The sequence below is a fragment of the Brevundimonas lutea genome (assembly GCF_003704105.1).
GTDB lineage: Bacteria > Pseudomonadota > Alphaproteobacteria > Caulobacterales > Caulobacteraceae > Brevundimonas > Brevundimonas lutea.
Genome location: NZ_QUOQ01000003.1, coordinates 575,512 through 588,282 on the forward strand (window position 1 = coordinate 575,512; position 12,771 = coordinate 588,282).

General features: G+C 69.4%; 12 protein-coding genes. 7 read left to right on the forward strand and 5 right to left on the reverse strand.

Annotation, left to right across the window (positions count from 1 at the left end; genetic code table 11):
• The first annotated feature begins 23 nt into the window (after positions 1 to 23).
• Both EES48_RS06770 and EES48_RS06775 read left to right on the forward strand, forming a co-directional pair.
• Positions 24 to 1,442 (forward strand): M48 family metalloprotease, encoded by a 1,419-nt coding sequence (locus EES48_RS06770; RefSeq protein WP_122465594.1) that lies wholly within the window; start codon positions 24 to 26, stop codon positions 1,440 to 1,442.
• 49 nt (positions 1,443 to 1,491) lie between these two features.
• Positions 1,492 to 2,253: a DsbA family protein gene (locus EES48_RS06775; RefSeq protein ID WP_162998059.1), complete on the forward strand. Its 762-nt coding sequence runs from the start codon at positions 1,492 to 1,494 to the stop codon at positions 2,251 to 2,253.
• A 159-nt stretch (positions 2,254 to 2,412) separates the two neighbouring features.
• Here the strand turns inward: EES48_RS06775 and EES48_RS06780 are convergent, their stop codons facing one another.
• The gene (locus tag EES48_RS06780; RefSeq protein ID WP_122465596.1) at positions 2,413 to 3,765 is read right to left on the reverse strand and encodes a M23 family metallopeptidase; all 1,353 of its coding nucleotides are present in this window, start codon (positions 3,763 to 3,765) and stop codon (positions 2,413 to 2,415) included.
• Between the two features lie 344 nt (positions 3,766 to 4,109).
• On the opposite strand from EES48_RS06780, the gene EES48_RS06785 reads away from it, so the two are divergent.
• The 4 genes from EES48_RS06785 to EES48_RS06800 all read left to right on the forward strand — a co-directional run bounded on the left by EES48_RS06785 (position 4,110) and on the right by EES48_RS06800 (position 8,248).
• The gene (locus EES48_RS06785) at positions 4,110 to 7,250 is read left to right on the forward strand and encodes an intermembrane phospholipid transport protein YdbH family protein (RefSeq protein ID WP_122465597.1); all 3,141 of its coding nucleotides are present in this window, start codon (positions 4,110 to 4,112) and stop codon (positions 7,248 to 7,250) included.
• A gap of 124 nt (positions 7,251 to 7,374) precedes the next feature.
• On the forward strand, positions 7,375 to 7,536 hold the full coding sequence (locus tag EES48_RS06790; protein WP_122465737.1) for a YnbE family lipoprotein: 162 nt from the start codon (positions 7,375 to 7,377) through the stop codon (positions 7,534 to 7,536).
• Positions 7,537 to 7,558: 22 nt separating this feature from the next.
• On the forward strand, positions 7,559 to 7,954 hold the full coding sequence (locus EES48_RS06795) for a DUF1318 domain-containing protein (protein ID WP_122465598.1): 396 nt from the start codon (positions 7,559 to 7,561) through the stop codon (positions 7,952 to 7,954).
• 24 nt (positions 7,955 to 7,978) lie between these two features.
• Positions 7,979 to 8,248, forward strand: a complete 270-nt coding sequence (locus EES48_RS06800) for a hypothetical protein (protein ID WP_122465599.1) — start codon at positions 7,979 to 7,981, stop codon at positions 8,246 to 8,248.
• Between the two features lie 51 nt (positions 8,249 to 8,299).
• Here EES48_RS06800 and EES48_RS06805 read toward each other — a convergent pair whose 3' ends face one another.
• The 4 genes from EES48_RS06805 to flbT form a co-directional block, all read right to left on the reverse strand.
• On the reverse strand, positions 8,300 to 9,508 hold the full coding sequence (locus tag EES48_RS06805) for an acyl-CoA dehydrogenase family protein (RefSeq protein ID WP_122465600.1): 1,209 nt from the start codon (positions 9,506 to 9,508) through the stop codon (positions 8,300 to 8,302).
• A 165-nt stretch (positions 9,509 to 9,673) separates the two neighbouring features.
• Positions 9,674 to 9,976 (reverse strand): SCP2 sterol-binding domain-containing protein, encoded by a 303-nt coding sequence (locus EES48_RS06810; protein ID WP_122465601.1) that lies wholly within the window; start codon positions 9,974 to 9,976, stop codon positions 9,674 to 9,676.
• Positions 9,977 to 10,094: 118 nt separating this feature from the next.
• Entirely contained in the window at positions 10,095 to 10,469 is a 375-nt protein-coding gene (gene flaF / locus EES48_RS06815) for a flagellar biosynthesis regulator FlaF (protein WP_122465602.1), read from the reverse strand.
• Entirely contained in the window at positions 10,429 to 10,854 is a 426-nt protein-coding gene (flbT, locus tag EES48_RS06820) for a flagellar biosynthesis repressor FlbT (protein WP_122465603.1), read from the reverse strand. Before flbT ends, flaF begins: the two co-directional genes overlap by 41 nt.
• 118 nt (positions 10,855 to 10,972) lie before the next feature.
• Here flbT and EES48_RS06825 point away from each other — a divergent pair, with 118 nt between their 5' ends.
• Positions 10,973 to 12,754, forward strand: a complete 1,782-nt coding sequence (locus EES48_RS06825; protein WP_122465604.1) for a tetratricopeptide repeat protein — start codon at positions 10,973 to 10,975, stop codon at positions 12,752 to 12,754.
• Positions 12,755 to 12,771: the final 17 nt, after the last annotated feature.

Below are 12,771 nucleotides of genomic sequence, written 5' to 3' on the forward strand. Positions count from 1 at the left end.
GTCGAACAGGCGGAAAGCGGCGAATGCGCGTGTCTTCCATCCTCCCCTCCCCCCGGTCCTGGCGGCGTGGCGCGCGCGCGGCGGCCGCAGCCCTGAGCGTGGCGGCGACGGTGGCGCTGGCCCCCGTTCAGGCCCAGGCCCAGTCGGTCATCCGGGACACCGAGATCGAGGGCATCCTGCGGTCATGGTCGGATCCGGTGTTCACGGCGATGGGCCTGCCGCCCGACGACGTGACCATGCTGCTGATCGACGACCCGTCGCTGAACGCCTTCGCGACGGTCAACCAGACCATGGGGCTGAACACCGGCATCATCCTGGAAGCCGATTCGCCCAATGAGCTGCTGGGCGTCATCGCCCACGAGGGCGGGCATATCCGCAATCGCCATGTGCTGAGAAACGGCGCGCGCGAGGCGGGCATGCAGCCGATGATCGTGTCGATGGCCCTGGGCGCGCTGGCCGTGGCGGCCGGAGCCCCCAGCGCGGGCGCGGCGCTGTTGGGGTCATCCGGGCATTTCGGCACCATCGGCGCGCTGCAATATCTTCAGAGCCAGGAGGGCGAGGCCGATCTGACCGGCGCGCGAGCCCTGGATTCGGCCGGCGTGTCGGCTCAGGGGCTGGTCGACTTCTTCGAGAAGTTCCGGGCCCAGGAAGTGTTCTCGGACGCGCGGCGCTACCCCTATTTCCGCAGCCACCCGCTGTCTTCGCAACGGATCGAGAACCTGAGGCGGCCAGTGGCGGCCCTGGCCAACCACGATGCGGCGATCCCCGAGGCGCGTGTGGAGCAGCTGGCGCTGATGCAGGCCAAGATCAGGGGCTTCATGAACGCCCCGACCCAGACCTACCGGACGTATACCGAGGCGGATCAGAGCCTGCCGGCACGGTATGCGCGGACCATCGCCTGGTACAAGGACGGGCAGATGGAGCGGGCTTTGGCGGGCGTCGACGTCCTGATCGCCGAGCAGCCGGAAAATCCGTACTTTCAGGAGCTGAAGGGGCAGATCCTGTTCGAGGGCGGACGGCCGGCCGATGCGGTTCCGTTTCATGCACGCTCGGTCGCGCTGGCCCCGGAGGCGCCGCTGCTGCGCATCAACTTGGCGCACGCGCTGATCGAAACCAACGACGAGGGCCGGCTGGACGAGGCGGTGACCGAGCTGAAGCGATCGCTGGCCTATGAGAACGACAATCCGCTGGCGTGGCGGCTTCTGGCCCAGGCCTATGGAACCCAGGGCCTGGAAGGCGAGGCGCGGCTGGCTTCGGCCGAGTTCTATTACGCCATGGGCCGACAGGAGCAGGCGACGCAGTTCGCCCTGAGGGCCCGCGACATGCTGCAGCCGGGGACCAACGAATGGCGTCGGGCGGTGGACATCGTGCTGGCGTCGGGCGCCACGCCGGAAGACTTGCAGGAACTGGATCAACGTCAGGGCGCGCGCCAGGGCGGGTGAGGCCGAGCGGGGCTTTCCCAAATGATCCGCCACGATGCTAAAAGGCGGAATGACCGAATCCCCCCCGCCCGCCGCTGCTGGAAAGCCGCGTTCCGATCGACTGCTCTCGATGGCCGCCCTCGGTGTCGCCGCGGTGGCACTGGGCGTCGCGGGCTGGAGCCAGATGGGCTTCGACAGCAGGGTCAGAGCCTATCTCATGGCCAATCCGACCGTGCTGGAAGAGGTCATGCAGGCGCGCCAGCAAGCCGAATATGCCAACCTGTTCCAGCGCATCACCGAGGGCGTGGCGGCGAACCCGCAGTTGCTGGCCGCCGATCCGCGCGACCCGGCGGTGGGGCCCGAGGGCGCCAGCGTGGTGGTGCATCAGTTCTTCGATTACCGCTGCCCCTACTGCAAGGTGCTGGCCGAGCCCTATCTGGCGCTGATCGAGCGGCACCCGAATGTGCGGTTCGTCTTCAAGGAGTGGCCCATCCTGGACGGCCCGCAGGACGGCATCTCGCACTACGCCGCGCGGGCGGCGTTGGCCGCTGACGCCCAGGGTCGCTATCTGCCGGTCCACCAGGCGCTGATGGCGGCCGACAGCCTGGATCAGGCGACGGTCGACCAGGCGCTGGCCCAGGCCGGTGTGGACATGGCCGCGGCGCGCGCCTTCATGGAGGCCGAGACGACCCGCCGGCACGTGCAGGAACTGCAGGCCGCGGCCGCCACGGTCGGCCTGCAGGGCACGCCGACCTTCTTCGTCGATGGACGGGTGTCGGAGACGAACGACCCGGCGGCGCTGGAACAGGCGATCGTGGCGGCGAAGGGCTAAGCTCGGCCCGAAGCATCGACCGCCTCCCCGGCGAAGGCCGGCGTCCAGATTTCAGAGCGCCAAACTCAGTGGTAGGCGCGCCTCTGAGCGTGGTCGGTCAGGGCTGCGTCATACAATTGGGGCCCCGGCCTTCGCCGGGGAGGCGGACATTGGGTCCGCTCACACCCGACCGGTGCGCAGGCCGCCGACGGCGGCGGTGCGGGTGGGCTCGGCGACCGTCTGCTGACGGGCAACCATGGCGTCGATCCGGGCCTTTTCCGCCTTGAAGGCGGTCAGGTCTGCGCCGGTCAGTTCCACGCCCGAGGTGATCTTGACGCCGGCCGGATTGATCCGTTGGCCGTTCTTCCAGATTTCGTAATGGAGGTGCGGGCCGGTCGAGGCGCCGGTCGAGCCGACATAGGCGATGACCTGGCCTTGCTCGACGCGCTGGCCGGCGCGCAGGCCCCGGGCGAAGCGCGAGAGGTGGGCGTAGCCGGTCTCGAGGCCATTGGAGTGACGCACGCGCACCCAGTTGCCGTAACCGCCCCAGCGACGCGCCTCGATCACCACGCCGTCGGACGCGGCATAGACCGGCGTGCCCGAGGAGGCGGCGAAGTCGATGCCCTGATGCATCTTGCGATAGCCGGAGATCGGGTGGCGGCGCATGCCGTAGTTCGAGGAGCGGCGGGCGCCGTCGACCGGCGAGCGCATCAGGCCCGAGCGGATATTCTTGCCCTCGGCGTCGAAATACTGGGCCTCGCGGGCGCCGGCGGGTTGGAAGCGATAGAAGACGTGGCCCTTGATCTCGGCATAGAGCAGGTCGCCGGTCTCGATGGTCCGGCCGCTCTCGGTCACGGCGCGATCGGCCACGAAGATCATGCGGTCGCCGGCCTTGAGGTCGCGGGTGAAGTCGATCTTGTGGGCGAACAGACGGGTGGCCTGGGACGTCAGGCGCGAGGTCGCGCCCAGACGCTGGGCCGAGGCGGCGAGCGAACCGTTGATCGGTCCGGCGAAGACGTGGGTCTCGCGCGTCACCTTCTCTTCCAGCGAGCGCAGGCGCAGGGCGCCGTCGAAGCTGCGCGACACGGTCAGCTGGGACACCGGGCTGGTGCGAACGGTCAGGCCGATCAGGCGAGCGTCGCCGCGACCGGTGCGCGGGCGGGCCACGGCGGTTTCGAACTTGAGCCCGGCGCGGACGCTGGAGACGTCGAAGGCGTTGGACAGGGTGCGGGCCACAGCGCGAGCCTCGGCCTCGCCGACCCCGGCGCGCTGAATGGCTTCCTCAAAGGTTTCGCCCGAGCGGACCTGGACAGGAATGGCTTCGGGTTGGGCGAGGCCGGCAGGCGCGCCGGCGGTGGCGAAGGCCTGGGCCTCGAGCGCCGCCGTCTCGGCGGCGGTCAGGGGCGGAACTTCCGTGGCGTGAACGGGTTCGTAGAAGCGACCGGCCACCAAGGCGACGCCGACCGCGGCGGTCAGGGTCAGAAGCTGCGGTGAAAAACGACGCGGCTGGCGGCGTGGATCGAACTGGGCCATCGGTCCCCGGCTATCGACGACGCCCTGCACGGCGCCAAGCTGAAACTGTTACTGTCCCCCGGCGCGCCATAACCCCGGGCGCCGAAGGTTCCGGCTATAGACGGACTAACCCAGTTTGGGAAGCACTCGGTTACAAAGGGTTAACGTAAGTTATAGAGAGCCTTGGAATCCGGGCTGTTTTCCGGGTGCGGCTTTTCGGTCTATGACCTCGTCTCAGCCTGGGCCGCGCGGAAATTTCGGTGACTGAAGACACGCCCGACAGCGCCAGCGAGTCGCGGCCCGCAGGGTCGGGCGCCCCGGCCTGGGATCGCCGACGGCGCAAGCCGAAGCCGCCGAGGCGGTGGATGCGGCGTGTGCTGCTCGGTCTGCTGGCGTTCCTGCTTCTCCTCATCCTGGCGACGACGGTGCTGTGGCTGGCCCGGCGCGAGGCGGCGCGGCAATTGCTGGTCGGCTGGCTGGAGGAACGTGGGGTCGCCGCGGACATCCAGGTCGAGACGGTGGAGTTCGACCGCTTCGTCGGCCGCATCGTCATCGGCGATCCCGCCAATCCCGATGTGCGCGTGGAGCGGGTCGAGGTCGACTATGTGGTCGGGGCGCCGTGGTCGTCGGTGGGCCTGGGGGTGACGCCCAGCCGTATCCGTCTGGTCCGCCCGATGGTGCGGGCCAGCTGGCGCGAGGGGCGGCTGAGTTTCGGCTCGCTGGACCCGATCGTCGAGGAGTTCACCCAGCGGCCGCCGGACCCGACACAGCGCGGTCCGATCGTGCTGATCGAACAGGGCGAGGCGAGGCTGGAAACCGAATACGGCCCGGTGCGCGCCCTGGCCGAGGCGCGGCTGGATGACGGAAGACTGATGCGGCTGGACGCGCGCGTGCCGGCGGCGGCGCTGAAGAGCGGGGATATCGAAGGCCGGCTGACCGACAGCCGCCTGACGGTGCGGACCTCGGAAGGCCCACGCGCGCGACAGGTGGTGGCGCTGACGCTGACGACCGGGCTGGAGCAGTTCAGCACCGCGAACAGCGTGGGCGAGGATCTGGCGCTGAGCCTGACCGCCGCCCTTCCCTATCCGGATCGCGGCATCCTGGAGGCGGCCCAGCCGGTCAGCGCCGAGATCGATCTGACCGCCGGCGGATTGCGCACGCCGGCCGGAACGTTCGCCGGGATCGAGGCCGATCTGGAGCTTTCGGGACGGTTGCGAGGCTGGATCGAGACCTTCCGCCTGGACGCCGAGACCAACGGAACGGTGGAGGCGGAGGCGCTGGAGGCCGGGTTCGCCGAGGGCCGCGACACCCGGGCGGCGCTGAACGGCCTGACCCTGACCGTATCGCGCGGCGAGGACGGGGTGACCTGGCGCGGACAGGGACCGGCGCGGGTGACGGCCGGGCGGATGGCGTTGAACGACGCGGTGTTCTTTGACCTGACGGCGGCTAGTGATGCCGTCCTGATCGGCGGACGCGGCGCGGCGTGGGAGGCGACGGCGCCGCTGTCGCTGGCGGCGGACCGGTTCACGTTCGGCGATCTGAACCTGAGGACCGTGCGGGGTCAGGTCGGGTTCGATCTGGTCAATGAAGGCGCGGCGATCCTGTCGGCCAGCGGGTCGATGACGGCGGCGGGCGGGGGCTGGCCGCTGTTCGGCCCGGTCGGTCCGGAGGATGTGCCCGAGCTGGCGGCGATGAAGCGGGCGCTGGGCGATTTCCGGCTGAGCGCGCCGGGCTTTCGCCTGACCGCCGACGCCGAAGGCGCGCGGGTGCGGCTGACCCGGCCGGTCGAGGTCAGGCCGACCAATGGCGGGGTGCTGAGCGTGCTCACCGCCCCAGGGCCGATCTACGCCCAGGCGGGCACGGCGCCAGGCGGCGGGGCGATGCGGCTGGTCGCCACGCGCGGCGCGGGCCTGCCTCAGGCGCGGTTCGACATCCCTCGCTGGTCGCTGACCGCCAACGGCTTCACGGCCGATCTGGCCGGAACGGCGGCGCTGGACTTCGGCCTGGCGCGGGGGCTGACAGTCGATACGGCGGGGACGCTGACCCAGGCCGGCGGGGTGCTGACCTATCGGCCTTCGCGGTGCCTGGACGTGACGGCGGCGATGCTGGAACTGGGCGAGAACGACGCGGTGGATGTCTCGGGCGACTTCTGCCCCGGGACCGCGCCGCTCGTCACCGTGCGCGACGGCGCCTGGCGGGCCCAGGGCCGGATGGCCGAAGTCAGCGCCGACATCCCGAGCTTCGAGGTCGGGGTGCGCGAGGCGGAAGGCGCCGTGACCGTCGATGGCGGACCGGGCACGCTGGATTTGGTCGCCGACGTGGCGCGGGCCGGTCTGCTGGACCTGGCGGAGCCGGTGCGGTTTCGACCGCTGGCGGCGAGCGGACAGGCGCGGCTGTCGGACGAGCGCTGGACCGGCGGCTTCGACCTGGCGCGGCTGGGCACGGCGCTGGGCCGGGCGGAGTTCCAGCATGACGGACGGCTTGAGGCCGGGGGCGTGACCATCGCCCTGCCCCAGCTGACCTTCGCCGAGGGCGGACTGCAGCCCGACGACCTGACGCCGCTGGTCGCCGGTTTCGTCGACGAGCCGGTCAATGGCCAGGCCGCCTTCTCCGGCCGCTTCGACTGGACCCCGGCGGGAGTGACCAGTTCGGGCGTGGTCTCGACGGACGGCCTGGATTTCGTCAGCCCGGCCGGGCCGGTCGAGGGTCTGGCGGGGCGTGTCGAGCTGATCAGCCTGACGCCGCCGATCACCGCGCCGGGCCAGCGGCTGACGGTGCGCAGCATCGGGGCGTTCACGCCGCTGACCGAGGTGGAGCTGGATTTCGAACTGGATGCCGACAGCCTGAATGTCGGGGCCTTCGAACTGGCGGTGGCCGGGGGTGTGGTCCGGGTCGAACCCATCGAGTACCCGCTGAATGGCCAGGGCGACTGGTCCGGCGTTCTGGTGCTGGACCGGGTGCAACTGGGCGAGGTGGTGGCGGCGTCCGACTTCGCCGAAAAGGTGGCGATGGATGCGGTGGTGTCCGGGCGGCTGCCCTTCACCTACAGCCGCGAGGGCGGCGTGCGCATCCGGGGCGGCGCGATCGCGGCGGTCCAGCCGGGCCGGCTGTCGATCAATCGCGAAGCGCTGAGCGAGGTCGCGGCCGGCGGCGGCGGCGAGGTGTCGGAGAACACCGTGCAGGACCTGGCCTATCAGGCGATGGAGAATCTGGCGTTCGACACGATGTCGGCGGATGTGAACAGCCTGCCGGAGGGACGGTTGGGCGTGCTGTTCTCCATCAAGGGGCGGCACGATCCGCCCCAGAGGCAGGATTTGCGTCTGTCGGTGTTCGAACTGATCTCGCGCGAATTCCTCAATCGCGAGCTGCCCCTGCCCAGCGGCACCGAGATCGACCTGACGCTGGACACCACGATCAACGCCAATCAGCTGGCGAGTGACTTTCTGGCGCTGCAGCGGGCGCGTCGCGGTGAGAATGAACCGACAGCTGAACCGGTGGAGCCTTGACCGTTCAGAACCGGTTCAGCACCGTGGGCGTTGTATGGTCGGCGTTGGATATGAAACGCCACAGGAGAGCGCCATGAGCCAGCCGCCCCAATCGATCGCCCGCCGGCTCGCGGCGCCGCTGGCCATGTCGGCCGCGCTGATGGCCGTGGGGGCCGCGGCCTGCACCCCGACGGTGCGGCTGCAGGTTGATCCGATCCAGATCTACGCCAAATTGGACGCTGACGTCCGGGTGCGGCTGGACGAGGAGCTCCGAGCCCTGCTGCAAGAAAACCCGAACCTGTTCTGACCCTCAAGGAGGGGCTGAAATCATGACTGACACCATCAAGAACCTGAGCCGACGCGGCGGCCTGAAGGCCGTCTTCGCCGCCGGCGCCGTGGCCCTGGCCATGGGCGTCGCCCTGGCCGGAACCGCCTTGGCCCAGACCGGCGCCCAGAAGGCCCTGATCGACTCCGCCAAGTCGCGCGGGGAAGTCGGAGAACAGGCCGACGGCTTCGTGGGCGTGCGAACCTCGACCGACGCCGACACGCGCGAGGCCATCACTGTGACCAACAGTGCGCGCCGCCAGGCCTATGCCAACCGCGGCGCCGAGGCGGGGGTGTCGGCCGCCGTGGCCGGAGCGCGGATGTTCGAGAGCCAGCTGTTGCCCCGCATCAGCTCGGGCGAATGGTACAGGAACGCCCAGGGCCAGTGGGTCCAGCGCTAATCCCGATCTGAGCGGAGATCACCCATGACCCAGCGTCTGGTCCGGTTCGGCCTCGCGCTGGGTTTCGCCGTTCTGGTGGCCGCCGTGGCGGTGGGCTTGATGAATTGGCTGTGGGCCGCGATGGGCGGCGGCGAGATGTCCGTGCACGGCTGGATCGCGCTCGGCATCGGCATGATCGGCACGGCGGGCCTGGCCTGGGGGCTGATGGCCCTGGCTTTCCATTCCAACCGGTCGGGGATCGACGCCGAGGTCGACAACAGCCTGGATCCGGGAAGGGACGATCGTGATTCGTGAATCGTGAATGGTGATGGGGCTGCCCCCTACTCACCCATCACGAGTCACCAATCACGAATCACGCGGCCTCGCCTTTGCGTACTCCAGCCGAGCGATCGTCCGGTTGTGAACCTCGTCCGGCCCGTCGGCGATCCTGAGGGTGCGGATGCCGGCGTAGAGTTCGGCCAGCGGCGTGTCGGCCGAAACGCCGGCGCCGCCGAAGGCCTGGATGGCGTCGTCGATGACCTTCAGCGCCATTTTCGGGGCCGCGACCTTGATCTGGGCGATCTCGGACTTGGCGCCCTTGGCCCCGACCTCGTCCATCATCCAGGCGGCCTTGAGGGTCAGCAGGCGGCACATCTCGATGTTGGTGCGGGCCTCGGCGACCCGCTGCTCCCACACCGAATGCTCGGCGATGGTCTTCCTAAAGGCCGTGCGCGACAGCAACCGGTCGACCATCAGCTCCAGCGCCCGCTCCGCCGCGCCGATGGTGCGCATGCAGTGGTGGATTCGACCCGGGCCCAACCTGCCTTGCGCAATCTCGAAGCCCCTGCCCTCGCCCGCGATCAGATTGGCGGCGGGGACGCGGACATTGTCCAGCACAACCTCAGCGTGGCCGATCGGCGCCTCGTCGTAGCCGAAGACGGACAGCATCCGCTCGATCCGGAAGCCGGGCGCGTCGACCGGGACGATGATCTGGCTCTGCTGCTGGTGGGTCGCGGCGTCCGGGTCGGTCTTGCCCATGACGATGGTCATGGCGACGTTCGGATGCGCCATGTTGGTCGACCACCACTTGCGGCCGTTGATGACGTAGTGGTCGCCGTCGCGTTCGATCCGGGTCTGGATGTTGGTGGCGTCGGAGGAGGCGACCTCAGGCTCGGTCATCAGGAAGGCCGAACGGATCTCGCCGGCCATCAGCGGCTTCAGCCAGCGGTCCTGCTGGGCCGCGTCGCCATACATATGGAGGACCTCCATATTGCCGGTGTCGGGCGCGGCGCAGTTGAACACCTCGGCCGACCACAGATGGCGGCCCATCAGCTCGGCCAGGGGGGCGTATTCGAGGTTGGTCAGGCCAGCGCCGTGATCGCCGGGCAGGAACATGTTCCAGAGACCAGCCTCGCGCGCCTCCGCCTTGAGCCGCTCCATGGTCGGCGGCTGCCGCCTGGGGTCGGCATGGACCTCGGCGCGGTAGTCGGCCTCGGCCGGCCAGACGCGGGTCTGGAGAAAGTCGAGCAGGCGGGACCGCCACTGTTCGGCGCGGTCGCTGGGCTGAAAGTTCATGGTCACACCCCTCTCCCTCCCCCTCCGGGGAGGGTGGTCGCGCAGCGACCGGGGGGGGGGCGCGCCCAGCAGATTGAGCCGGCGCCTGGCGTCCAGGGAGCGCCCCCACCCCGTCGCCGCTTCGCGACGACGGCCCTCCCCCACGAGGGGGAGGGAGATTTACGGTCAGCGCTTCAGCAGCGGGGCGAGCTTCTGGGCCAGCATCATGTCGTCGACCTTCAGCTTGCCCTGCATGAAGGCCATGACCGGGTCGAGCTGGCCGTTCCCGATGGCTTCCAGATCGGCAAGGCTGACCTTGATGTTGCCGTCGGCGGGCTTGTCCTCGTTGGTCACGGTGTTCGGGACCGAGGCGCCGTCGATATAGATGACGCCGTCCGCGCCCATGTCGATCTTGACCGTCTTGCCGAGGCCGGAGTTGTCACCGATCGAGGTGCGGATGTGGTCGGTGATCTGCGCGAGGTCGGCCATGGTCGTCTCCTGATCCCTGGGCGTCCAGAGGGACGCATGATGGTGTCAGGGTGGTAGCCCGGCCCCCGCACGGCGCCAAGATCACGCCGGGGAAGGAAAGGTGGTCAGGCCAGCTGGGTCAGGCGGCCTGGGGCTGAGGCTGGGGCGCGCCGGCGAGGCCCTGCATCACCATACGATTGATCTCGACCAGCGGCCCGATGTCCTCCTCGCGCTGCATGACGAGGGAGGTGTGTCGGCTGACCCAAAGGCTGATCGAGATGATCTGGGCCCGCAGCGGTTGCGGCAGGGCATTGCCCGGATCAGCGCAGTCCGTCGCCAGCGTCGACCATAGACGTCGGTTCCAGTCGAGGGCCTGCATGCGGCCGCCGATGTCGGTCGTGTCCAGGCCCTCCGCCTCGATCAGGGCGTGGGTGACCTGGCTGAACAGGCGATACTCCGACTGACGCGGATTCTCAGCCCGCGCGGTCGCCTGGGTGTACGCCTTGAGCGACATTCCCCATCCTTTGTTCTTCGTAATCAACCAACTTACGGGCCGCCATCAGGGCCTTGTAGTATTCGCGCGCCATGACGTGGCGCGACGCCGCGACGCATTCGGCCAGGATGTCCGGATTGCGGGTCGCGCTCATGAACTCGCCCAGGCGGGTGGCGAACTCGTCATAGACCTTGGTGGCGTTGGCCTCGTCCAGGTACATCATCATGACCGGGAAATAGATGCGGCGCGCGGGCGTGGTGACCTCATCGGCCTGCATGATGTCCTTTTCGCGCAGGACCGAGGCCTTGTTCTGAAGCACCAGAACGCCGCGACGGTCGCCGTTCTGCACCACCGCGCCGTTCAGCACGAAGCGCTCGCCCGGCTTGAGGGACAGTTTCAGCGGCATGGATCTCGAGCCTCCCCGGCCGACGCTTCCGAATCCGGATATGGCGGATGGACGGCTTCCGAAACGGTAAACAGACGGGGTTAACCATGTCTTGTCGAAAGCGGGCGAGGGTCGGCCCATGACCGCCGCGACCGACGCCGCCCCCCTGCCCTCGCCCGTCCCGAAGGCCCGCCTGGCTTCGGCGGGAGACGCGGCCTCACCCCAGGCGCTGAATCTGTTGTCGCAGGCCTTGGCCAAGCCCGCCCGGGCCGCCGTCACGCCGCCGAAGCCGGCGGTGACGGCGTTGAAATCGGCGGTGGCGGCGATTCGCACCCAGGACTATGCGCTCGGCACCCGCCAGGCGCTCAAGGCGCTAGAGCTGTGCGAACGGTGGCATCTGGCCTGGCATGTGCTGGCCATCGCGCGCGAGAAGGCGGGCGACCTGGCCCCCGCCCTGACCGCCTATGAGACGGCGTTGAAGCTGGCCGTGGACGAGGGGCCGATCGCGCGGGACCTTGGCCGGCTGGCGCAACGGCTCGGCTATCTGGAGATCGCCGAGAAGCTTTTGCTCAAGGCGCTGGAGCTCAGCCCTGACAATTCCGAGGCGTCCAACAACCTGGCCTGTGTGCTGCGCGACCAGCAGCGCTATCCGGAGGCCGTCGCCCTGCTGACCGCCTGTATCGAGCGGTCGCCGGAGATCGCGCTGTACTGGAACACCCTGGGCACGGTGCTGACCGACCAGGGGGAGATGGCCCAGTCCCTGACCTTCTTCGACGAGGCGCTGAGGCTGCAGCCCGGCGATCACAAGGCGCTCTACAACCGGGCCAACGCCCGCATGGCGCTGGGCGAGCCGCGCGAGGCCCTGGCCGACATCGACCAGGCCATTCCGCTGTGCGCCGACGCTCACGAGACCGCGACCATGCGGATGGCGCGGGCGCTGGTCCTGTTGCTGCTGGGCGAACTGGAGGACGGGTTCGACACCTATGAGGTCCGGTTCGATCCTCGGATGAAGGACGCCCTGGCCTTCGCCACCGACAGTGCGCGGTGGACGCCGGAGACGGACATTGAAGGTCGGCGTCTGCTGGTGTTCGGCGAGCAGGGGCTGGGCGACGAGGTGCTGTTCGCCAATGTGCTACCGGACGCGATCCGGGCGGTGGGGCCGGGCGGTCAGCTCACGGTGGCCGTCGAACACCGGCTGGTTCCCCTGTTCCAGCGCAGCTTTCCGGAGGCGACGGTGGTGCGGCACCGGACGGTTCGGCATGCGGGGCGCCTGGCGCGGGTGGCGGCGCTGCCGGCCGAGGCGGAGCGGCCCGAGTTGCACGCGCCGATCGGCAGCCTTTTCCGGCGCTTCCGGCGCTCGCTGGAGGACTTTCCGAGGACGCCGTTCCTGGCGCCGGACGGCGAGCAGGTTGCACACTGGCGGCGGACGCTCGACGCGCTCGGCCCCGAGCCCAAGGTCGGCGTGCTGTGGAAGAGCCTGAAACTGGACGGGCACCGGGCGCGCTATTTTTCGCCGTTCGAGCTGTGGCGGCCGGTGCTGTCGACGCCTGGCGTTCGGTTCGTGAACCTCCAGTACGGCGACTGCGCGCCGGAGCTCGCAGAGGCGGCCGAGCAGGGGTTCGACCTTTGGACGCCGGAGCTGGACCTCAAGGACGACCTCGATGGGGTCGCCGCCCTGACCAAGGCGCTGGACCTCGTCATCGGCCCAGCCAACGCCACCCTGAACCTGGCCGGCGCGGTCGGGGCGCCGGTGTGGCTGATCGCCACCCCCGATCACTGGCCAGGCTTCGGCTCTGACGGCTGGCCCTGCTATCCCTCGGCCACCGCCTTCCCCACCGACGGCTTCGCCGACTGGGACGGGGTAATGGGCCGCGTAGCCCAGGCTCTAGCGACGCGGGCCGGAGCCGCCCGGGCCGCCTGAAGATCGGCGTTAAGCGG